Here is a 20,681-nt window from a genome sequence, read left to right as displayed (position 1 = left end):
GCGCGGACAAATGGCGAAGAAGAAAATCGAATCCGAGTTCCGGCTTAGCCCGACAGTGGCGCTCCGCCCCCTCGATGCGGAGCATGCCCGGCGTGAACTGTCGGAAATCGCCGATGCCGCCGAGGAAGAGGGGCTTTCGCGCCTCGCTGCGTTCCTGGCGGGCGAGGGGCCACTGCAGGAGCTGCTGGCGGCCGTCTTCGACCTCTCGCCCTTCCTGCGCGATGTGGCGCGCCGCCGGCCGGCCGTTCTCGACACGCTGTTCGACCGGACGATCGAAGCGCGGCTCGGCGCCGTCGGCGAAGCGATAGGCGGCGCGGCCAGGGTTGATGACGCTTCGGAATCGAGCCTGATGATGGCGCTGCGGCAATGGAAGACCGAAGCGCATTTCCTGATCGCGCTGGCCGACCTTTCAGGCGAAGCGGAGACCGCGGTGACGGTGCGCCGTCTCAGCGATCTCGCGGATGCCTGCACATGCGCCGCCGTCGATTTCCTGCTGCTCGATGCGAACCGGCAAGGCAAGCTCAAGCTGCCGGATCGGGCCGAACCGGCGAAGGATTCGGGCTGGATCCTGCTCGGCATGGGCAAGCTCGGCGCGCATGAGCTGAATTTTTCCTCCGACATCGATCTTGTCGTCTTCTTCGATCCGGAGGCGCCGGCCGTTATCGATCCGCTCGACGCGACCGAGCTGTTCTCGCGCCTCACCCGCCGGCTCGTGCGCATCCTGCAGGACCGCACCGAGCACGGCTATGTGTTTCGCACCGATCTGAGGCTCCGCCCCGATCCGGGCTCGACGCCGCTGGCGATCCCCGTCGAGGCGGCACTTCGCTATTACGAGGCGCGCGGCCAGAACTGGGAACGCGCGGCCATGATCAAGGCGCGGCCGGTTGCCGGCGACCTCGCCGCGGGCGCGGCCTTCCTCAAGGAATTGCAGCCCTATGTCTGGCGCAAATACATGGACTACGCGGCGATTGCCGACGTCCATTCGATCAAGCGCCAGATCCATGCCCACAAGGGCCATGGCGAGATCGCGGTGAAAGGCCACAACGTCAAGCTCGGCCGCGGCGGTATCCGCGAGATCGAGTTCTTCGTCCAGACGCAGCAACTCATCGCCGGCGGCCGCTTCCCGGAGCTACGCGGCCGCGAGACCGTGCCGATGCTCGCAGCGCTCGCCGCGCGCGGCTGGATCACCGTCGACGCGCGCGACGCGCTCACCCGGCAATACTGGTTCCTGCGCAGAGTCGAGCACGCCATCCAGATGGTGGCGGACGAGCAGACGCATATCCTGCCTGAGGAAGACGAGGAGCTGAAACGCATCGCGCTGATGCTGGGCTTTGCCGGCGAGGCGGAATTCACGCAGGCCTTCCGCGCCTCGCTACAGCAGGTCGAGCGCCATTATGCGGCGCTGTTCGAAACCGCGCCCGAGCTTTCGGCCGGCGTCGGCAATCTGGTCTTCACCGGCGATGTCGACGATCCCGACACGCTGCAGACGCTCGATCGCTTGGGCTTCCAGCGGCCGAGCGACATCTGCCGCGTCATCCGCGGCTGGCATTTCGGCCGCTACCGCGTCACCCAGTCGGCGGAGGCGCGCGAGAGGCTGACCGAACTGACGCCGGCGCTGCTGAAGGCCTTCGGCCAGACGCGGCGCGCCGACGAGGCGCTGATGCGCTTCGACGAGTTCCTCGCCGGCCTGCCGGCCGGTATCCAGCTTTTCTCGCTGCTGCAGTCGAACCCGGCGCTGCTCAAACTGATGGCGACCATCATGGGGGCCGCGCCTCGGCTGGCGGCGATCATCACGCGTCGTCCGCATGTCTTCGACGGCCTGCTCGATCCGGCATTGCTCACCGAACTGCCGGATCGCGCCTATCTCTCGGCCCGGCTTGCCGCCTTCATCGAAGGCGACCGCGCCTATGAGGATGTGCTCGACCGGCTGCGCATCTTCGCTTCCGAGCAGAAATTCCTGATCGGCGTGCGCCTGCTTGCCGGCTCGATTGATCCGGCGCGGGCGGGGCGCGCCTTCTCGGATCTCGCCGACCTCACCATCGAAGCGGCGCTTCAAGCGGTGATCGCCGAATTCGCGCTGCGCCACGGCAGGATCGCCGGCGGCAGGGTGGCGCTGCTCGGGATGGGCAAGCTCGGCAGCCGAGAGCTCACGGCGGGTTCTGATGTCGATCTCATCCTGCTCTACGACCATTCAGATGCCGAGGACTCTGACGGCGACAAGCCATTGGCGCCCTCGCATTACTATACCCGCATGACGCAGCGCCTGATTGCGGCCGTCTCGGCGCCGACGGCCGAAGGCGTGCTCTACGAGCTGGACCTGCGCCTGCGTCCATCAGGCAACAAGGGGCCGGTCGCCACCCATATCGACGCGTTCAAGAAATATCAGCGCCAGGATGCCTGGACCTGGGAACACTTGGCGTTGGCAAGGGCCCGCGCCATCGGCGGCGACGCCGAACTCTGCGCCGAGCTCGAGACGGAAGTGGCGGTGGTACTGGCGCAGCCGCGCGATGCCGCCAAGGTCAAAGCCGAGGCCTCGGAGATGCGGGCGCTGATCGAGAAGGAGAAGGCGCCGCGCGATCTCTGGGACATCAAGCTGATCCCGGGCGGGCTTATCGATCTTGAATTCATCGCCCAGGTCGCGGTCATTACCGGCGCGATCGAACCTGGCCGCCGGGTCACGGCGACCGCCGACATTTTGGCCCGGCTTTCTCCGGACTTCGCCGCAGCCGATATGCGTGAAGAGCTTGGCGAGGCTTATCGGCTCTATCTGGCGCTGACTCAGATGATCAGGCTTTGCCTAACCGGCGAATTCCAGCGCGACGATGTCCCGCCGGGGCTTTCGGACCTGCTTCTTGCGGTCACCGACCTCCCCGATTTCGCTGTGCTGGAAGCACATCTCAAGGAGACGTCACGGAGGGTCAGGCTGGACTTCGACCTACTGCTGCGGAGTGCGGGCGGGAGGGGCTAATCGGTGCGTTGCACGCGGCGGAGCTTGCGGCGCGCATGTGCCTGCAGAAGCCGATCGCGCAGATGAGCGTAGAAGCGTGGCGGCAGCATGCCATAGTGGAAGCGGGAGGGACTGCTTCCGGGAATTGGTCTAAGATCGGGGCCCGGCCAAAGGAAATCGTTGGTTTCACTCACCACGACCCATGACGGCATATCGTCGAGCCCAAAGTAAGCCTTGAGAGGCGCAGGCATTTCGACGGCATCGGCAGGATCGGCCGGAAGGGAATGCGTGATCGGAACCACAGTCACGACTTCGCGCCTTTCCACAATCCGGCGTGCGGCGACAATCGCACACGGGCGGTTCTTCCGACCCTCTTCGACGCCTTGCCTGTGCTCGTCCAACCACAGATGGGAATAGCAGATCACCAGGCCTGGAACAGGCTTGGGCAGGCTCACGGCACCCAGTCTTTGAGCATCTGGTTCAGTTCGTCATGCAGGGGCGGGACCGCGCTTTCGGCGATGGCTTTCAGCGTCTCATCATCAAGTTCTTCGACGGGGCGGGCGACCCGCCCCTTGACCAGCACTTCGAACATCGCCGCCGAAAGAAGCACTGTGTGGGTCCGGCCGTTTTTCGTTATCGCGACCGGCGCCCGCTGAGCGGCATCCTGGAAGCGGCCCACATTCTGCTGGAACTCAGTCGATGTCACGCGCATTGAAAAATCACCTCTTATCCAAAATAGATAAAATGGATAACTTTTTCAAGTTTGCTTCAGCCACTGCCGGTCGTTTCTGATCAGGCCGCAACCCTCACCGCCGCCGGCGCCTTCTTCAGGGGAATGCGCACCGACACGATGGTGCCGACGCCTTCGGTCGAGCGGATCTTCAGCGCGCCGCCCTGCAATTCGGCCAGCGAGCGCGAGATGGCGAGACCGAGGCCCGAGCCGGTGTGGTTCTTGGAGAACTGGTTCTGGACCTGCTCGAACGGCCGGCCGAGCTTGCTCAGCGCCTGCTTGGGGATGCCGCAGCCATTGTCCTCGATGGTGAGCAGCAGCGCGCCCGACGTGTTGCGCGCCCGGACCGTGATCTTGCCGCCCTGTCCGGTGAACTTCACCGCGTTGGAGAGCAGGTTGATGGCGATCTGCTTGATCGCGCGGCGGTCGGCATAGAGCCGCATCGTATCGGCGATGCGCGTCTCGACGTTGATCGACTTCTCCGCCGCCTGCAGCGAGATCACCCGCACCGTTTCCTTGATCAGCGGGCAAAGGTCGATCTCCTCGTGGTCGAGCGAGAACTGGCCCGCTTCGATCTTCGACATATCGAGGATGTCGTTGATGACGCCGAGCAGGTATTTGCCGCTGCCGTTGATGTCGGTCGCGTATTCCTCATAGCGCTCCGAGCCGAGCGGTCCGAACAGGCCCTGCTGCATCAGCTCGGAGAAGCCGATGATGGCGTTGAGCGGCGTGCGCAATTCATGCGACATGTTGGCGAGGAATTCCGACTTGGCGCGATTGGCCGCCTCGGCGCGCTCGGTTTCCTTCATGTATTTGCGGTTGAGCTCGACCAGTTCGCTGGCGCGTTCCTCCTCGGCGCGCCGCGCGAGGCTGAGATCGTGGATCGTCGCCATCAGCCGGCGCTCGCTGTCGACCAGCTTTTCCTGATGCAGCTTGATCTGGGTGATGTCGGAGCCGACCGAAACGACGCCGCCGTCCCGGGTCCTGAGTTCGTTGACCTGCAGCCAACGGCCGTCGGCAAGCTGGCGCTCGAGCGTGATACCGCCATGCGGCCCGTTGGCATTGGCCAACCTGCGCTCCGAGGCGAAGGCCAGCATGCGCTGCTCCAGCATATCGCGGGTCGCGCCCGGTACCACATCGCGGTCAGACAGCCCGTTGTCCTTCTGGAACTTCGAATTGCACATGATCAGCCGTTCGGCGGCATCCCACAGCACGAAGGATTCGTTGATGTTCTCGATCGCGGTCCTGAGCCGCATGTCGGCCGCTTCCGAACGCAGCGCCAGGTGACGCTGCTCGGTGACATCGACGGCGATGCCGATCAGCTGGATCTCCGGCGCCTCCGGGTCGATCACCTGGGCGCGGGCTCGCATCCACACCCATTGTCCGTCGGCGTGGCGCATGCGGAAGACCTGGTCGATATGGTCGATCTCGCGTTCGATGATGCGGTTGGCGAGCTCGAACAGGTCGCCGTCTTCCGGGTGGATGATCTCGTCGACCTCGCCGAAGGAGAGCATCGTATCGCAGGGCTCATAGCCCAGCATGTCGTACATCGAGCGCGACCAGTACATCTTGCCGCGCACCATGTCCCAGTCCCACAAGCCGCAGCGGCCGCGCACCAGCGCCATGTCGATGCGCTGATGCGCTTCGAGATAGATGCGGTCCGCCGCCTGGGCGCGCGCCGCCTGGCCGAAATAGGCGTAGAGGATGACGATCAGCACGCCCGCCGTCAGCACGAACAGCGTGACGTTGAGCGACATCGACTTGCGCCAGCTGTCGAACACCGCTTCCTGCGGCACCAGCACGGCGGCCGCGTGTTTGCGGTCGCCGCCGAGGCTGACGGCGGCAAACCAGTCCTGTCCGCCGGTGCTGACATCCATCACGCCGGCGCGGTCGCCGAACATGAACAGCGGCTGGCCGCCAAGGACCAAACTGTCGAGCGTGCGGCCCTGCCAGCCCGTCGACAACGGCGAAACGGCGATGACCTTGAAGTCGGCGTCGGTGATGGCAAGCACATGGGCGCGGCTCATGGCGCCCTGGCGGCTGATGTTCTCCAGGAGACTTACGGCATTGACGCCGGCCACGCTGGGGTCGGCGGTGATCGCCTGCGCCATCTGGCCGGCGGCCAGCGCCAGCACCGCCTTGGCGTCGCGCTCGATCTCGTCATGCTCGTTCATCAGCGACAGGAAGCGCAATGCCGCGATGACGATGAGAAAAACGACGATCAGCGCCGGGATCGACCGGCGCAGCAGCGGCTCGGCGGCCAGGAGCCGCTGATATGTGGGTTCGGCGATCAGGCGCGCATTGCCGGCAAGTCCGTCGCTCCTTGCCTTGCGACGCGCAAAAGCCTTCCCTCCGGGCGCGCCCCACGCGTCCGCCTTGGCCATAAATGGCACTCCCCGATTTGCCGCATACTTGGATGATCCGGCTACGCCGCACGCCCCGAATCGCCATTAAAGAATCAAAGCCGATTCGCCTTGTCCAGAGGCGCGGGCGAAAAAGATTAAAAGTTGATTGAAATTCGTCCCTTTCCCTTCTCCCCTTGTGGGAGAAGGTGGATCGGCGCGATGCGCCGAGACGGATGAGGGGTGTTCCAGCGGAGTGAGACGCTGGTTTTCCCTGGAGCACCCCTCATCCGTCGCCTTCGGCGACACCTTCTCCCACAAGGGGAGAAGGCAAAAGGCGCTACGCCAGCGTTCGCTCCACAATATCCCGCAGATCCGCCGACAGGTTCTCGACCTTCGCCATGTCGAGCAGCGCCTGCCTGGCCTTGGCCTGACGTCCAGGCTCCAGCGAGCGCCAGGAGCGTAGCGCCGTGGCCAACCGCGCCGCCACTTGCGGGTTGCGCTTCTCCACTTCCAGCACCGTCTCGGCGAAGAAACGGTAACCTTCGCCGTCGGGGCGGTGGAAGCCGGTCTGGTTGGCGCTGGAGAAGGTGCCGATTAACGAACGCACCCGGTTCGGGTTGGCGATCGAGAAAGCCGGATGCTGCGTGAGCCCGCGCACTTTCTCGACGGTCCTTGCGCCGGGCACGCCGGCCTGGATCTGGAACCATTTGTCGAGCACCAGCGCGTCGCCGCGATAGCGGGCCTCGAAGGCGGCTAGCGCTTCTTCGGCCTCGGCCGTCCCCGAATGGCGATGCGCCAGCACGGCGAGCGCCGCGGCGCGGTCGGTCATATTGGTGGCGGCGGTGAAGTGCCGCGCGGCGAGGCCCGCGCCGCCCGGCAGCAGCGAAAGATAATCGAGCAGGGTGTTGCGCAGGGCCCGGCGTCCGGCGCTCGCCGCGTCCGGACTGAACGGCCCGTTGTCGGCAAGCCGGTCATGGAGCGCCGCGAAGGTCTCGCCATTTGCCTCGGCGATCGCCCGCGCCAGCGCCTCGCGCGCGGCAAAGATGGCGTCTGGATCGATGCCCTTGCCGATGTCGCGGGCGATGTCGGCTTCGCCGGGCAGCGACAGCGCCAGTGCCCGGTAGGCCGGCTCCAGCGCCTCGTCGCCGGCGATCCTGCCGGCAAGCTCGGCGAGCCGTGCCGCGAAGGCCGGCTCCCTGCCGCCGAGGATCTGGCGGAAGGCGACGATCAGCGCGTCGGTCAGCAGCGTGTTGAATGCCTGCCAGCGCGCGAAGGCGTCGCTGTCATGCGCCGCAAGAAAGAACTGGTCGTCGGCCTTCTGCTGCACGGAAAGCGTGATCGGCGCCGAGAAGCCGCGGTTGAGCGACACCGAAGGCCGTTGCGAAATACCCGAGAAGCGCACCGTGTGCCGGCGCTTGCGGATATGGATGACACCGTCATCCACCGTTGCGCCCTCGACGGCCGTCCAGGTGATGGGCTTGCCGTTGGCGCCGACCAGCCCGAAGGCTAAAGGGATATGCATCAGCCGCTTGCGGCTTTCCGACGGCGTCGGCGGCACCGACTGCTCGATCTCCAGGGTGAACTCCTTTGCCGCCGCATTATGCGTGGAACTCACCGTCAGGTTCGGGGTGCCGGCCTGGTGATACCAGAGCGCGAATTGCGCGAGGTCTCTGCCGGAGACGTCCTCGAACACTTTGAGGAAATCCTCGATGGTCGCCGCCTCGCCGTCATGCCGCTCGAAATAGAGGTCCATGCCGGCACGGAAGGTCTCCGCGCCGAGGATGGTGCGGATCATGCGCACCACTTCCGAGCCTTTCTCGTAGACAGTCGCCGTGTAGAAGTTGTTGATCTCGCGGTAGCGGCGCGGCCTGACCGGATGCGCGAGCGGCCCCTGGTCTTCGGGGAACTGGTGCGCGCGCAGCGTGCGCACCTCGGCGATGCGCTTCACCGCTCGCGAGCGCTGGTCGGCGGAGAACTCGTGGTCGCGGTAAACCGTCAGCCCTTCCTTCAGGCAAAGCTGGAACCAGTCTCGGCAAGTGATTCTGTTGCCTGTCCAATTGTGGAAATACTCATGCGCGATGATCGCCTCGATATTGGCGAAGTCGGCATCAGTCGCGGTCTCCTCGTCGGCCAGCACATATTTGTCGTTGAAGACGTTGAGCCCCTTGTTCTCCATGGCGCCCATATTGAAGTCGGAGACGGCGACGATGTTGAAGACGTCGAGGTCGTATTCGCGGCCGAAGGCTTCCTCGTCCCATTTCATCGAGCGTTTCAGCGCGTCCATCGCGTAGCCGGCAAGCCGTTCCTTGCCGGGCTCGACATAGATGCCGAGCTCGACCTCGCGGCCGGACATGGTGGTGAAGCTGCCAGCTACCTTGCCGAGCGCGCCCGCCACCAGCGCGAAGAGGTAGGAGGGTTTTGGGAAGGGGTCGTGCCAGACTGCATAATGCCGGCCGTCGACGAGCGCGCCGCGTTCGACGGGATTGCCGTTTGAAAGCAAAAGCGGCGCCTCGTTGTGCGGCGCTTCGATGCGCACCGTGTAGACCGACAGGATATCGGGACGGTCGAGAAAATAAGTGATGCGGCGAAAGCCCTCGGCCTCGCATTGCGTGCAATAGACGTTGCTGGAGCGGTAGAGGCCCATCAGCGCCTCGTTGCGCGAAGGCGCGATCTCCGTCTCCAGGCGGAGCTCGAAGCGCTGCGCCGCCGGCGGCTTCAGGATCGTCAGCCGGTCCGGCGTCGCCTCATACTCGCCGGCTGCGAGCGCGTGACCATCGATGGCGACGCCGAGCAGCGTCAGGCCGTCGCCGTCGAGCACCAGCGGCGCCGAGGCGGCGATGCCCTCGCGTCGCTCGATGGTGAGCAGCGCGGTCACATGGGTCGCGTCCGGCGACAGGCGGAAGTCGAGGCTGGTGCTCGGGATGAGATAGTCGCAGGGGCGATAGTCCTCGAGCTTGAAGACATGGCCGGTATCTGTGCGCATTCGTTGAGCTTTTCCTGTCGAGGCGGCCAGCCGGCCTGGCTGGTCCAAGAATTTTGAGAGTGCGCGCTCTTTACACGAAACGGCCACTCGACAAAACTGCGGCATAATTTGTGTTTCGCAATTCCGGACGGAAAACCGTTACACACTTTTCCTGGAATTGCTCTTGGCCTATTTCGAGGCTTCGTTTCCCGACCATCCTTACGAGGCAAGATGACCGTCGATCATGCCGTCGGCCACAACACGCTGCGCGGCATCACGCTGAAGATCGTCTCGGTGACGGTCTTCGTTGGCATGCAGACCTGCATCAAGGCGGCCGGCGACGTGCCCGCCGGACAGATCGTCTTCTTCCGCTCCTTCTTCGCCATCTTCCCGATCATCGCTTTCCTGGCCTTCAAGGGTGAGCTCGCCACCGCGTTCACGACCAGGCGGCCGTTCAACCATATCGCGCGTGGCGTCGTCGGCGTCGGCGCCATGGGGCTCGGTTTCTTCGCGCTGACCAGGCTGCCGCTGCCGGAGGCCATCACGCTAAACTACGCCCAGCCGCTGCTGGTCGTGGTGTTCTCCTCGGTCTTCCTCGGCGAGACGATCCGCGTCTACCGCTGGAGCGCGGTTGCGGTCGGTCTTGCCGGCGTGCTGATCATCTCCTGGCCCGAGCTGACGCTGCTCAATTCCGGTGAAGGCCTCGACGACCAGGAGCTGCTGGGCGTCATGGCCGCGCTGATCGCCGCCGCGATTTCGGCGGTCGCCATGCTTCTGGTGCGCAATCTCGTGCAGACGGAGAAGACCGCGACCATCGTGCTGTGGTTCTCCTCGACGGCTTCGGTGTTGTCGCTCTTCACGCTGCCCTTCGGCTGGCAGGCCCCGACGCCGATGCAGGCCGCGCTCCTCGTCTTCGCGGGCTTCTGCGGCGGGCTCGGCCAGATCCTGATGACGGCGGCCTACCGCCACGCCGAAGCCTCGGTCGTGGCGCCGTTCGAATACACCTCTATGATCCTCGGCGTCGTCGCCGGCTATTTCGTCTTCGGCGACGTCACCTCTCTCAACACGCTAATCGGCGGCGTGATCGTCGTCGCCGCCGGCATTTTCATCATCTGGCGCGAGCGGCAGCTCGGCTTGGAGCGCACGCGCACCAGGACGGCCGCGTCGCCGCAGGGATAGTTCCGTTGCGTGAATCTCATGCGCCGAGTTCCGTTACACTCCTCTCTGGCCGCCAGGACAGAGGGGGGTGCTGTCCCTCGGCCTTTCTAGTTTCGAGCTATTGAGAGCTCCGCTCCTTCGCCAGCCGCACCAGCACCGCCCGGGTCTGCTCATCCGCAGGGAAGAAGGATTCGATCGCCAGCTCCGACAGCGTGACGTCGAGCGGCGTGCCGAAGACGGTGATCGTGCTGATGAAGGACAGCACCTGATCGCCATGCGCGAGCCGTAGCGGATGGACGATGCCGCTCGGCTCGACCGGTGCGGGCCGGCTGCTCCTCAGGCCCGACGGATAGGTGCGCAATTCGCGCTCCAGCTCAATCAGCACCGGGTCGCCGGTGGCGTCGTTCTGGTGTTTCAGCCGCTCCAGCAGATGTGCGCGCCACTCCGCCAGATTGACGATGCGCGGCGCCACGCCGCCCGGGTGCAGGCTGAGCCTCAGCACGTTGACCGGCGGCGTAAGCAGGGACGGCTCGGAAATATCGGCGAGGAGCGGGGCAATCGCGCCATTTGCGGAAATGAGGTTCCAGTGCCGGTCCACCGCCAGTGCCGGAAAGGGCTCGTGGCCCTTGAGCACCGTCTCGACGGCGGCAAGCGCCGGCGCAAGCGTCGCATCGGTGAGCGGCTTTTCGCTGAAGCTCGGCGCGAAGCCGGCGGCAAGCAACAGTTGATTGCGCTGGCGCAGCGGGATCGACAGCTGCTCGGCCAGATGCAGAACCATGTCGCGCGACGGCTGGGCCCGGCCGCTTTCGACGAAGGAGAGATGCCGCTGCGAGATATCGGCCTCCATGGCGAGGTCGAGCTGGCTCATGCGCCGCCGCGTGCGCCATTCGCGGATGAGGCTGCCGGCAGAAGGTTCGGATGTGGTCATGGGAGAGGAGTAGGGCGGCGAGGGGCGGAGTTCAATTACCTGGGAGGTTATAGCTCCGCCTTCTCCCCTGGTGGGAGAAGGTGGATCGGCGCGCAGCGCCGAGACGGATGAGGGGTGTTCCAGCGGAGTGAGACGCTGGCATTCCCTGGAGCACCCCTCATCCGCCCTTCGAGCACCTTCTCCCACAAGGGGAGAAGGAAAAAATGCTCACGCCAGCCCCCTCAACTTCGCCTTCACCTCGAGAAAATCCCGCCAGGCAAGCTTCTTGTGCGCCGGCGTTCTCAAGAGATAGGCCGGGTGCAGCGTCGGCATTGCCGGAATGGCGATCCCGGAAGCGGTCGTGTGCACCCGCCAGTTGCCGCGCAGGCGCAGAATCCCCTCGGTCGTGTTGAGTAGCGTCTTGGCCGACGGACCGCCGAGATTGACCAGCACCTTGGGATTGACCAGCTCGATCTGCCTTTCGATGAAGGGCCGGCAGATTTCGGTCTCGTGCGGCGTCGGCGTGCGGTTGCCCGGCGGCCGCCACGGAATAACGTTGGCGATATAGGCCGAGTTGCGGTTGAGGCCGATCGCGGCGAGCATGCGGTCGAGCAGCCGGCCGGAGCGGCCGACAAAGGGCAGGCCTTCAAGGTCCTCGTCGCGACCCGGCGCCTCGCCGACCAGCATCAGCTCGGCTTTCGGATTGCCGTCCGCGAAGACGAGGTTCTTGGCCGTGAATTTGAGATTGCAGCCGTCGAAGCCGGCCATGTGCTGGCGCAGTTCCTCGAGCGTCGAGGCGCTTGCGGCCAGTTGCCGGGCAAGCAGCGCCTGCGCCTCGTCGGGGACGGTGGCGGCCGGCATGCGCGCCGGAGCATCGGGAATATTGCGCGCGTCGAGGCCGGATGATGGCGTTGCCGGCACGGGCGCCTGGGGCCGCTCCGGGACCTGCCCGGATGCCGGGCGGCTCTCGGGTCTTGGGTCGCGAGGCGGCGCGGCTGGCGCCCGCTCGGCAGGCCTGCGTTCGGCCGACTTCGCCGCCGCTTCGGCAAACCGGTTGACCGGCGCGTCTTCAAGCGCCTCGTCGACGCCGGCGCTGGCATAGAAGGCGAGCAGTTCGGCGATCTCTGCTGGTGCGTTGGGGGAAGCGGCGGTCATGGCGCCACCATCATCCGCGCGGCGCCGATTTGCAACCGGGATCAGGTCAGCCCGTCGGTATGCGCGGGTCCTGCACGATATAAAACGTCCAGCGCGGCGTATAGTCGGTGACCAGGAAATCGAAGGTCGCCGTCTTCAGCGGGTCGACCTTGCCGTTTTTGAACAGCAGCTGGTCGTAAGGTTCGAACTTACGCTCGAAATCGGCGAAATTGCTCGACCAGATGTTGTCGGGCGTCTTGTTGCGCTGGTCGAAGGACAGGCCGTCGCCGAACACGCTCGGCTGATCGAGGATCTCCTGCAGCTCGAACTGGAACTCCACCCAGGGCAGCGCGCTGTTGTTGAGCACGTCGATGCGCATATACATCACGCCGTTGGCGACCTCGCCTGCCCTGCCGAAGGGCTCGATCGGCTTGGTCGCGCGGATCGTCAGCGTTACCGGCGTTGCCGTGTTGAGCTCCTCCTTGATGATCAGCGGGTCTTCCTTGGTGCCGATGCCCGAAGCGCCGGTGATGCGGAAGCCGCCCAGCTCGTCGGAGAAGGAATAGGCGCCGGTCGCCCAGACCTTCACTGGATCGGCCCAGACTGGCGTGGTCAAAAAGGCCGGCAGGGTCAAAAAGAGGAGCGGAAGAACCGCACGCCAAGCCATGCCTGGCGTGAAGAGTAAGCGCTTCGAGGGAAAGCCGGCTGGCTCTGGACTGCGCATGGTGCAAAGTATTGCCGATAACCAAGCCGTCGAACAATTAAAAACATGCGGATGCGGCCTGGCCTTCCATCCAATTGGCGTTGGCCTATGCTTGGCCATGGCCTGCGCGGCGGCCGTTTCGTAGGGAAAACCGCGACTTTTTGTCGAAATCGCTGTTGTCACGTCAGCGCCGGTTTCGCGTCGCGAATTGATGCGCTATGCAGCGCATGAGCCAGCACAATGCGAGAACATGGCGAGCCAGTGAGGGGCCGATGAGCGAAATCGAACGCGAGAGCATGGAATTCGACGTGGTGATCGTCGGCGCTGGTCCCGCCGGCCTTGCCGCCGCGATCCGTCTGAAGCAGCTCAACCCGGACCTTTCCGTCGTCGTCCTGGAGAAGGGCGGCGAGATTGGCGCCCATATCCTCTCCGGCGCCGTCGTCGACCCGATCGGCATCGACCGGCTGCTGCCCGGCTGGCGCGAGGAGGAGGGCCATCCGTTCAATACACCGGTGACGGAGGACCACTTCCTGGTGCTCGGCCCTGCCGGCTCCTTCCGCCTGCCGAACTTCCTGATGCCGCCGCTGATGAACAACCACGGCAATTACATCGTCTCGCTGGGCAATGTCTGCCGCTGGCTCGCGACCAAGGCCGAAGCGCTGGGCGTGGAGATCTATCCGGGTTTTGCCGCGGCAAGCCTCGTCTACAGCGAGGCCGGCGCCGTCACCGGCGTCATCACCGGCGACATGGGCGTCGAGAAGGACGGCACGCATGGCCCGGCCTATGCGCCCGGCATGGCGCTGATGGGCAAATATGTGCTGATCGGCGAAGGCGCGCGGGGCTCCTTGGCCAAGCAGCTCATCGCCAAATACAAACTTTCGGAAGGCCGCGAGCCCGGCAAATATGGCATCGGCCTCAAGGAGCTCTGGCAGGTCAAGCCCGAGAACCACAAGCCTGGTCTCGTGCAGCATTCCTTCGGCTGGCCGCTCGACATGAAGACCGGCGGCGGCTCCTTCCTCTACCATCTCGAGGACAACCAGGTGGCGGTCGGCTTCGTCGTCCACCTGAACTACAAGAACCCCTATCTGTCGCCCTTCGAGGAATTCCAGCGCTTCAAGACCCATCCGGCGATCGCCGGCACCTTCGAGGGGGCCAAGCGCATCGGCTACGGCGCACGCGCCATTACCGAGGGCGGCTGGCAGTCGGTGCCGAAGCTTTCCTTCCCCGGCGGCGTGCTGATGGGTTGCGCGGCAGGCTTCGTCAACGTGCCGCGCATCAAGGGCTCGCACAATGCGGTGCTCTCCGGCATGCTGGCGGCCGAGCATGTGGCCGGGGCGATTGCCGGCGGCCGCGCCAATGACGAGCTCGCTTCCTACGAGGAAGCCTGGCGCGGCACCGACATCGGCAAGGACCTGAAGAAGGTTCGCAACGTCAAGCCGCTGTGGTCGCGCTTCGGCACCATTATCGGCGTCGGCATCGGCGGTCTCGACATGTGGCTGAACACGCTGTTCGGCTTCTCGCCTTTCGGTACGCTGAAGCACGGCAAGGCCGACTATGCGACGCTCGAGCCCGCCGCCCAGCACCAGAAGATCGCCTATCCGAAGCCGGATGGCGTGCTGACCTTCGACCGGCTGTCCTCGGTGTTCCTGTCGAACACCAACCATGAGGAAAACGAGCCGGTGCACCTGATCGTCGGCGACATGGCGCTGCAGCAGCGTTCCGAGCACGACGTCTTTGCCGGTCCCTCGACCCGCTACTGCCCGGCCGGTGTTTATGAGTGGGTGGACAAGGACGGCAACGCCGCAGCTGACCCGTCGGCCAAGGATGTGCGCTTCGTCATCAACGCGCAGAACTGCGTGCACTGCAAGACCTGCGACATCAAGGATCCGAACCGGAACATCAACTGGGTGCCGCCACAAGGCGGCGAAGGCCCGGTTTACCAAGGCATGTGATCCGCTCGACCGGGCCGTCTCGACCGCCGCTCCAACAGGCCCGGCGAAGGTCGGGTAGCCGCGCCTTATCGGCAGAGACCGTTGAAGCCGGGCGCCGAGTATGGTCTGCTTCGCGTCAAACGAGGAAGCGGACATGCGGCGCATCAGCCTGGCGATTTTAGCTGCTGCCGGCATGCTTTTTTGCGGGACGGCCTCGGCCGGCACCAAGCTGACCGTGCATGTGCGCAGTTACGACGTCGCCGGCAGGACCGGGGCTGAACTGATCGAGGCGATGGATGGCCTCGGGCCGCGGCACGGTCATGCGACGCGCGCCATCGCCGAGACCGGCTATACCGTGCATTGGAACCTCGACGTGAAACGGGACAATGGCATCTGCCGGCTGCGTCAGGCCACCGGCACGATCGACCTGACCTACACCTTTCCGCGCCGCACGTCTTCGTCCGGTCCGGTCCTGCGCAAGCGCTGGGAGCGCTTCATGGCCGGCGTGCGCCAGCATGAACATACCCATGGCCGCATCGCAAAGCAGATGATGCGGGCAACCGAGACGGCGCTCGCCGGGCTCGAGCGGCAGGACAACTGGTTCTGCACCGGTCTTCGCTGGGACGCCAGGCGTCGCATCGACACGATCTATACCGACCACGAGGCCAGGCAGAATGCCTTCGACGCGCGCGAGCACCGCGACGGCGGCCATGTCGAAAAACTGGTCAATGCGTTGATGGGGAAGAACTGAACTCAGTCCGTTCGCCTACCAAGCGGACGTCAGCTGCGCGGCTTGACCGGCGCGTCGTTCGCCGCCAGCGCCGACTTGTGCTCGTCCTCGGGCGCGTTGCCATCGGACCGCAGCGTGAATTCGACCAGCACCGGCAGATGGTCGGAGCCGGTGTCCTCCATTCGGGCCGACGAAAGGATCGTCACCCCGCCCTTGCTGAACACCTGGTCGATCGGCAGGCCCGCATAGCGGCGCAGGAAGTCGGGCAGCGTGCGGTGGATCCAAGTCGGACCGATCGAAGGCATTAGCGTCATGCCGCTGAGCCGCGCCACCCGCCGCGCCGCCACACTCCACGGCACGGCATTGCAGTCGCCGGCCATGATGGCGGTTTCTCCGAGCGCGGCCAGCGATTGCGCCAGTTCGCCAATCTGCCAGTATTGCTCCTGCGGCCATGGCCAGCTGAGATGGATCGCGGCGACATCGACCGGAATGCCGCCGAAATCGATCGTGGCGGTGGCCATCGCGCCGCGCGGCTCGCAACCTGGCGCGGTGCCGGCGGCGAAGGGACGGCGCGAGAGCAGCGCGACGCCGAATATGCCGTTGGGATAGTCGCACAGGATGCGATAGGGGTAGGCGCCGGCAATATAGCCGAGCTCCTTCGCCCACATGCCGGACACTTCGTCGAGCGTGATGACGTCCGGATTGGTCCTGCCGATCAGCGACAGCACTTTCTTCGGCGTCGGGTTGTTGAAGCGCAGGTTCATCTGCAACAGGCTGTAGGTGATCCGGTCGGCCGGCTTTGCGACCGCCTGCTGCGCCGACAATCTGGGAAGCGCGCCCGTCGTCGTAGCGAAGCAGGCGATGGCGAAGACCAGAACGGCGACGGCCTGCAGCCGGTAGGGACCGGCAAGCAGCAACAGCGCAAGCAAGGCCGCCAGCAGGCTCAGATGCATGCGGAAATGCGAGAAGGAATCGAAGGCCGGATGCAGCGCGCCGAAGAACCCGGCCAAGAGCGCAGCCGAGCATGCCATCATCGCCAGGACTATCAGCTGAGCTATCATGCTCAAGCGCGCGCCGCCCGTTGTCATTTTCTCCGAAGCCCAGTCTTCCGTTCGGACCGGTTATCGGCCAAATTGCGGCCCAAGCAAGACGACCGATTGCCTCGCCGGTCGCTGGCAGGCGTGCGGCTCTATTGGAACGCGGTTTCGGAAAAGCTTCTGAGCTTGCGCGAATGCAGCCGCTCCATTGGCATTTCGGCCAGCTTCTCCATCGCCTTGATGCCGATGGTGAGATGCTGCGCCACCTGCCGCTTGTAGAACTCGGTCGCCATGCCGGGCAGCTTCAGTTCGCCATGCAGCGGCTTGTCGGAAACGCACAGCAGCGTCCCGTAAGGCACGCGGAAGCGGAAGCCGTTGGCGGCGATGGTGGCCGATTCCATATCGAGCGCGATGGCCCGGGACTGCGACAGGCGCTGCACCGGTCCGCGCTGGTCGCGCAGCTCCCAGTTGCGGTTGTCGATGGTGGCGACGGTGCCGGTGCGCATGATGCGCTTGAGGTCGTAGCCCGACAGTCCCGTCACTTCGGCGACCGCCTCCTGCAGCGCCACCTGGATTTCGGCCAGCGGCGGGATCGGCACCCAGACCGGCAGGTCGTCATCGAGCACATGGTCCTCGCGCACATAGGCATGCGCCAGCACATAGTCGCCCAGCGCCTGCGTGTTGCGCAGCCCGGCGCAGTGGCCAAGCATCACCCAGGCATGCGGCCTCAGCACCGCTATATGGTCGGTGATGGTCTTGGCGTTGGACGGGCCGACGCCGATATTGACCATGGTGATGCCGCCATGGCCCGGCTTCTTCAGGTGGTAGGCCGGCATCTGGGGCAGGCGGTGCGGCGGCGTTCCTTCCGGGACCGTCTCCCCGTTCCTGGTCACGACATTGCCGGGTTCGACGAACTCGACATAGCCGCTGTCGCCATTGGCCATCAACTCGCGGGCGCGCGCGACGAATTCGTCGATGTAGAACTGGTAATTGGTGAACAGCACGAAGTTCTGGAAATGCTGCGGGCTGGTCGCCGTGTAATGCGTCATGCGGTGGAGCGAATAATCGATGCGCTGCGCGGTGAACGGCGCCAGCGGCCGCGGCTCGCCGAACGCCACCTCGAAGGTGCCGTTGGCGATCTGGTCGTCGGTGCCGTCGAGATCGGGCACGTCGAACAGGTCGCGGATCGGCCGCTTGATGCGCTCGGCGGCGGCGCCGTCGACATAGGTGCCTTCCAGGAAGGCGAAATGCAGCGGGATGGGTGTCGTCGATTCCGAGACCGTCACCGTCACGCCGTGATTGCGCATGATGAGCCGAAGCTGCTCGATGAGATAGTTCTCGAACAGTTGCGGCTGCGTGATCGTGGTGGCGAAATGGCCGGGCGTCGGCATATGGCCATAGGCCTGGCGCGAGTCGACCTGGCTGAACGAGGTCGTGGTGACGCCGATCTGCGGATAGAAGGCCCGGTAGCGCTTGCTTTCATCTCCGCCCGCGGCAAGGGCTGAGAAAGAATCGCGCAGGAATTTGGTGTTGCGGTCGTAGAGCGCCTGCAGCGCCGCGACGGCCTTTCTGGCGTCGTGGAAGTCCTGCTTGCCGAAGGGCTCCGGCATGACGACCGAGTCGATGGCTTGGGGGTAGATTCGCTTTTCCATGGCTCAATATAGAGACTCAGGAGAGCGCTTGGGAGGGGTGAGCGGACAGGAACCGCTACCCAGCTGGAGATTTTTTGTTATCGCTCCGATTCAAGGTGTGACGAGATTCGGGTCAGGCCGAGTCGAGAAAGGTGGATTCCGAGAACCGGCCTACGCCGGCCGTAGCCTTCATAGGACGGAGACATTTATGAGGGCTTCGGCCGGCGAAGGCCGGAGCGGAGCGTACTTTTCGTACGTGAGCACCGGAAGCGCAGGAAGCCGCGTTTCGCAGGCTGGCCTCACCTGAATATCGTCACATCTACCCGCGCTGCAGGCTGATCAGCAGCACGAAGCCTACGCTGGTGTTCTTGTGCGGCGGCGCTTCGATCCTATGGCTTGTATCGGCCCGCATCATCGGCACCGCCAGCACCGGGGCTGCCAGCAGCATCAGGATAAGCATCGCCCGCGGCAGCAGCCGGAGGATCTTCGTTGCATTGTCGGCGATGCGGTTCATTTTGGTGGTATCCCGATTTCCAGCTTGGTCGATTCTAAGCTTTGTCGTTTCACAGCTCGATTTGGTTCACGAGGCCGACAATGCGGGCACCGGCCGTTCCCACGAGCGAACGGGGTGGCCGGCCTCCGCCACGAGGATGGCGAAGAGCATGCCGAACAGGCTCATCAGCAGGCAAACGATGGTGAAGCGACGGGCAAGCATTTCTCTCTCCTTCAATGCGGGAGAAAATGCCTGACGGCCTCTGAACCGGTTCTGAGACCGGTATTCATCTGCGGTTCAAATTGATTGACGAGGGTCTTGCACGCGTGCCGGTGCCACAGCGCGGCGGAGCGCTGTCGCTCCAAAAAACGGGCCGTGTAGAGCAATTCCAGGAAAAGTGTGGGCGGTTTTCCGTCTGGATTGCGTCAAACAAAGACGCAATTCCAGGAAAAGTGTGAGCGATTTTCCGTCCGGAATTGCGTCAAACAAGGAAATCGGGCGTTTCACCGTTTCGCAAAACGGTGAAACGCCCTTGGCCGTCTCGTATGGTCTGGAGTTTGGCGCTCAGAGCTTGTGCCACGTCTGGCTTTTGCAGATCAGGCCGCCGAACACGCAGCCGCTCATCTTGAGCGCGGTGCCCGAGAGCGTCGCCTTGCCGGAATAGGTCTTGTCGTTTGCCGGGTCGGTGATGCTGCCGGCATATTTGTTGTCGCCGGCCGCCTTCAGCGAGCCGATCGTCTTGCCGGCGTATTTGCCGGTCTTGAGCGTGATCGAGAAAGAACCGCTCCCGCCGATCGCCGCGGTGTCGCCGGCCTGCGTCTTCCAGTTGCCTTCGATCGGGTCGGCGCATGCGGCGCCCGCCATGATCAAGGTGGCCGCCAGGGCCAGAGTCAGCTTTCGAAACATCTTGTCCACCTCCCTATGGGGTTGCGGCGGCTCCAGTCCGCCTTCCTGCCCCTTACGCAAAGGTAAAGCTAATCCAGCCGCCGCCAAAACGAAAGCGGTGCCGCGACGGAAGGTTGCAAGGATTTTCGCCGCGCGGCCGACTGAAAATAAATGCGACCGAAAAACGCTTCGGTTTCCGTGGTTAGCGAAGTCTTGATTCTGCCGCCGGCAATTTTCATCGAATTTGACGCAAAATGGCTGAAACGCTGGATTCCCATGCTTAACAGTTTTCCGCGTTTACCTCTTGTTTTAGCTTTGTTTTCCTCAAATTAAGCAAGCCATTTAACGACGGATTCAAGGCCAGCCGTCATCCTCGAAAGCATCGAAAGAGCGGCTCGCCCCGAGGGATACCAAGGGAAAAGGAGGCAGCTCTCGGGAGCCAGACAGGGGATTGAAATGGCACGCTTTGAAATGCTTGAGGACGGCTTCGGCGCCATGGGGGCAACTGCCCAGGCCGACATTCTTTTCGAACTGGGCATGATGTATGCGACCGGTCGCGATTGCGAGACCGATGTCGTTGCCGCCCATAAATGGTTCAACATCGCCGCGATCAAGGGCTCGGCCCGCGCCGCCGAGCTGCGCTCCGAACTGTCGGCCACCATGTCGAAAGTCGAGATCGCCACGGCGCTGCGCGAAGCCCGCGAATGGATGACGATGCACTGATCCCCAGCGCGTAGCGCTCAGAAGCTCATTGGGACAAGGCCGCGAGAAGACGGCCGGTCAAGAAGAACGAGAATGTGGCGGGTTGAGACAACCGAAGCCACGCAAGAACAGGGAAGCGAGCGGGTTTCAGGCGCGGGGGCGTCTGGGGAGCTCGACTGCAAAAGCCGCGACCGACCGAAACAAGGTCGGCGCGGCTTTTTGCATTACGCCTGGCAATCAGGCGCGTGGCCCAAGAAATCCTCGTCGGAATGAACCAAAGCCGGCCTCACTGTCCTCTCGACAGTTTCGGCGAAGGGTGAAATTGTCCCGGCTCTGTGGAAGAAGCGCGGCCGGATCGGCACGCGCAAGTGGAGGAGTTCTTATAG

At 64.2% G+C, this 20,681-nt stretch carries 18 protein-coding genes; 5 read left to right on the top strand and 13 right to left on the bottom strand.

All coding sequences use genetic code 11. The features are described from left to right. Positions 1-10 precede the first annotated feature (10 nt). Positions 11-2,968: a bifunctional [glutamine synthetase] adenylyltransferase/[glutamine synthetase]-adenylyl-L-tyrosine phosphorylase gene (locus tag FJ425_RS20465; protein ID WP_140725705.1), complete on the top strand. Its 2,958-nt coding sequence runs from the start codon at positions 11-13 to the stop codon at positions 2,966-2,968. Here FJ425_RS20465 and FJ425_RS20460 read toward each other — a convergent pair. From FJ425_RS20460 to pepN, 4 genes are all read right to left on the bottom strand, one after another. Beyond that, positions 2,965-3,402, bottom strand: a complete 438-nt coding sequence (locus tag FJ425_RS20460; RefSeq protein WP_140725702.1) for a type II toxin-antitoxin system PemK/MazF family toxin — start codon at positions 3,400-3,402, stop codon at positions 2,965-2,967. The genes FJ425_RS20465 and FJ425_RS20460 overlap by 4 nt on opposite strands. Next, complete coding sequence (locus tag FJ425_RS20455; RefSeq protein WP_140546510.1) at positions 3,399-3,659, bottom strand: type II toxin-antitoxin system prevent-host-death family antitoxin; 261 nt, start codon at positions 3,657-3,659, stop codon at positions 3,399-3,401. Before FJ425_RS20455 ends, FJ425_RS20460 begins: the two co-directional genes overlap by 4 nt. Positions 3,660-3,739: 80 nt before the next feature. Beyond that, positions 3,740-6,061: a PAS domain-containing sensor histidine kinase gene (locus FJ425_RS20450; protein ID WP_140725699.1), complete on the bottom strand. Its 2,322-nt coding sequence runs from the start codon at positions 6,059-6,061 to the stop codon at positions 3,740-3,742. Positions 6,062-6,359: 298 nt separating this feature from the next. Next, positions 6,360-9,005: an aminopeptidase N gene (gene pepN / locus FJ425_RS20445; protein WP_140725697.1), complete on the bottom strand. Its 2,646-nt coding sequence runs from the start codon at positions 9,003-9,005 to the stop codon at positions 6,360-6,362. Positions 9,006-9,215: 210 nt separating this feature from the next. Between pepN and FJ425_RS20440 the strand changes: the two genes are divergently transcribed. Continuing rightward, positions 9,216-10,163, top strand: coding sequence for a DMT family transporter (locus FJ425_RS20440; protein ID WP_140725694.1), 948 nt, complete (start codon positions 9,216-9,218; stop codon positions 10,161-10,163). Positions 10,164-10,260: 97 nt separating this feature from the next. Here the strand turns inward: FJ425_RS20440 and FJ425_RS20435 are convergent, their stop codons facing one another. The 3 genes from FJ425_RS20435 to FJ425_RS20425 all read right to left on the bottom strand — a co-directional run bounded on the left by FJ425_RS20435 (position 10,261) and on the right by FJ425_RS20425 (position 12,907). Continuing rightward, complete coding sequence (locus FJ425_RS20435) at positions 10,261-11,070, bottom strand: helix-turn-helix transcriptional regulator (RefSeq protein ID WP_140725690.1); 810 nt, start codon at positions 11,068-11,070, stop codon at positions 10,261-10,263. Positions 11,071-11,277: 207 nt separating this feature from the next. After that, positions 11,278-12,204 (bottom strand): uracil-DNA glycosylase, encoded by a 927-nt coding sequence (locus tag FJ425_RS20430; protein WP_140725687.1) that lies wholly within the window; start codon positions 12,202-12,204, stop codon positions 11,278-11,280. Positions 12,205-12,250: 46 nt separating this feature from the next. Then, the gene (locus tag FJ425_RS20425) at positions 12,251-12,907 is read right to left on the bottom strand and encodes a hypothetical protein (RefSeq protein WP_140636113.1); all 657 of its coding nucleotides are present in this window, start codon (positions 12,905-12,907) and stop codon (positions 12,251-12,253) included. Between the two features lie 251 nt (positions 12,908-13,158). Here FJ425_RS20425 and FJ425_RS20420 point away from each other — a divergent pair, with 251 nt between their 5' ends. Then, on the top strand, positions 13,159-14,838 hold the full coding sequence (locus tag FJ425_RS20420; RefSeq protein WP_140725684.1) for an electron transfer flavoprotein-ubiquinone oxidoreductase: 1,680 nt from the start codon (positions 13,159-13,161) through the stop codon (positions 14,836-14,838). Between the two features lie 133 nt (positions 14,839-14,971). Next, positions 14,972-15,568: a DUF922 domain-containing protein gene (locus tag FJ425_RS20415; RefSeq protein ID WP_140725681.1), complete on the top strand. Its 597-nt coding sequence runs from the start codon at positions 14,972-14,974 to the stop codon at positions 15,566-15,568. Between the two features lie 29 nt (positions 15,569-15,597). On the opposite strand, the gene FJ425_RS20410 is transcribed toward FJ425_RS20415, so the two are convergent. The 6 genes from FJ425_RS20410 to FJ425_RS20390 form a co-directional block, all read right to left on the bottom strand. Continuing rightward, a complete protein-coding gene (locus FJ425_RS20410; RefSeq protein ID WP_140725794.1) occupies positions 15,598-16,608 on the bottom strand; it encodes an endonuclease/exonuclease/phosphatase family protein in 1,011 nt (336 codons plus the stop codon). Positions 16,609-16,736: 128 nt separating this feature from the next. After that, positions 16,737-18,194 (bottom strand): AMP nucleosidase, encoded by a 1,458-nt coding sequence (locus tag FJ425_RS20405; protein WP_246673617.1) that lies wholly within the window; start codon positions 18,192-18,194, stop codon positions 16,737-16,739. Between the two features lie 340 nt (positions 18,195-18,534). Continuing rightward, positions 18,535-18,729, bottom strand: a complete 195-nt coding sequence (locus FJ425_RS20400) for a hypothetical protein (protein ID WP_095766908.1) — start codon at positions 18,727-18,729, stop codon at positions 18,535-18,537. Positions 18,730-18,795: 66 nt separating this feature from the next. Further along, on the bottom strand, positions 18,796-18,930 hold the full coding sequence (locus FJ425_RS32370) for a hypothetical protein (RefSeq protein ID WP_281405785.1): 135 nt from the start codon (positions 18,928-18,930) through the stop codon (positions 18,796-18,798). A 342-nt stretch (positions 18,931-19,272) separates the two neighbouring features. Further along, on the bottom strand, positions 19,273-19,614 hold the full coding sequence (locus tag FJ425_RS20395; RefSeq protein ID WP_140546991.1) for a DUF2147 domain-containing protein: 342 nt from the start codon (positions 19,612-19,614) through the stop codon (positions 19,273-19,275). 68 nt (positions 19,615-19,682) lie between these two features. Then, positions 19,683-19,871: a hypothetical protein gene (locus FJ425_RS20390; RefSeq protein WP_140725678.1), complete on the bottom strand. Its 189-nt coding sequence runs from the start codon at positions 19,869-19,871 to the stop codon at positions 19,683-19,685. Positions 19,872-20,049: 178 nt separating this feature from the next. Here FJ425_RS20390 and FJ425_RS20385 point away from each other — a divergent pair, with 178 nt between their 5' ends. Beyond that, positions 20,050-20,316 (top strand): sel1 repeat family protein, encoded by a 267-nt coding sequence (locus FJ425_RS20385; protein WP_027164869.1) that lies wholly within the window; start codon positions 20,050-20,052, stop codon positions 20,314-20,316. The last annotated feature ends 365 nt before the right edge of the window (positions 20,317-20,681 follow it).

It is taken from the genome of Mesorhizobium sp. B2-7-2, assembly GCF_006440775.1.
Lineage (GTDB): Bacteria > Pseudomonadota > Alphaproteobacteria > Rhizobiales > Rhizobiaceae > Mesorhizobium.
Note: the sequence above shows the minus strand (reverse complement) of the source record. Positions and strands in the feature narration are given on the sequence as shown.

Bases quoted from the DNA above. Each gene is read 5' to 3' on its own strand.
- FJ425_RS20430 (WP_140725687.1), bottom strand. From the start codon at position 12,204: ATGACCGCCGCTTCCCCCAACGCACCAGCAGAGATCGCCGAACTGCTC.
- FJ425_RS20405 (WP_246673617.1), bottom strand. From the start codon at position 18,194: ATGCCGGAGCCCTTCGGCAAGCAGGACTTCCACGACGCCAGAAAGGCC.
- FJ425_RS32370 (WP_281405785.1), bottom strand. From the start codon at position 18,930: ATGCTTGCCCGTCGCTTCACCATCGTTTGCCTGCTGATGAGCCTGTTC.
- FJ425_RS20450 (WP_140725699.1), bottom strand. From the start codon at position 6,061: ATGGCCAAGGCGGACGCGTGGGGCGCGCCCGGAGGGAAGGCTTTTGCG.
- FJ425_RS20425 (WP_140636113.1), bottom strand. From the start codon at position 12,907: ATGCGCAGTCCAGAGCCAGCCGGCTTTCCCTCGAAGCGCTTACTCTTC.
- FJ425_RS20465 (WP_140725705.1), top strand. From the start codon at position 11: ATGGCGAAGAAGAAAATCGAATCCGAGTTCCGGCTTAGCCCGACAGTG.
- FJ425_RS20410 (WP_140725794.1), bottom strand. From the start codon at position 16,608: ATGATAGCTCAGCTGATAGTCCTGGCGATGATGGCATGCTCGGCTGCG.
- FJ425_RS20415 (WP_140725681.1), top strand. From the start codon at position 14,972: ATGCGGCGCATCAGCCTGGCGATTTTAGCTGCTGCCGGCATGCTTTTT.
- FJ425_RS20440 (WP_140725694.1), top strand. From the start codon at position 9,216: ATGACCGTCGATCATGCCGTCGGCCACAACACGCTGCGCGGCATCACG.
- FJ425_RS20435 (WP_140725690.1), bottom strand. From the start codon at position 11,070: ATGACCACATCCGAACCTTCTGCCGGCAGCCTCATCCGCGAATGGCGC.
- FJ425_RS20385 (WP_027164869.1), top strand. From the start codon at position 20,050: ATGGCACGCTTTGAAATGCTTGAGGACGGCTTCGGCGCCATGGGGGCA.
- FJ425_RS20420 (WP_140725684.1), top strand. From the start codon at position 13,159: ATGAGCGAAATCGAACGCGAGAGCATGGAATTCGACGTGGTGATCGTC.
- pepN (WP_140725697.1), bottom strand. From the start codon at position 9,005: ATGCGCACAGATACCGGCCATGTCTTCAAGCTCGAGGACTATCGCCCC.
- FJ425_RS20400 (WP_095766908.1), bottom strand. From the start codon at position 18,729: ATGAACCGCATCGCCGACAATGCAACGAAGATCCTCCGGCTGCTGCCG.
- FJ425_RS20390 (WP_140725678.1), bottom strand. From the start codon at position 19,871: ATGGGAATCCAGCGTTTCAGCCATTTTGCGTCAAATTCGATGAAAATT.
- FJ425_RS20455 (WP_140546510.1), bottom strand. From the start codon at position 3,659: ATGCGCGTGACATCGACTGAGTTCCAGCAGAATGTGGGCCGCTTCCAG.
- FJ425_RS20395 (WP_140546991.1), bottom strand. From the start codon at position 19,614: ATGTTTCGAAAGCTGACTCTGGCCCTGGCGGCCACCTTGATCATGGCG.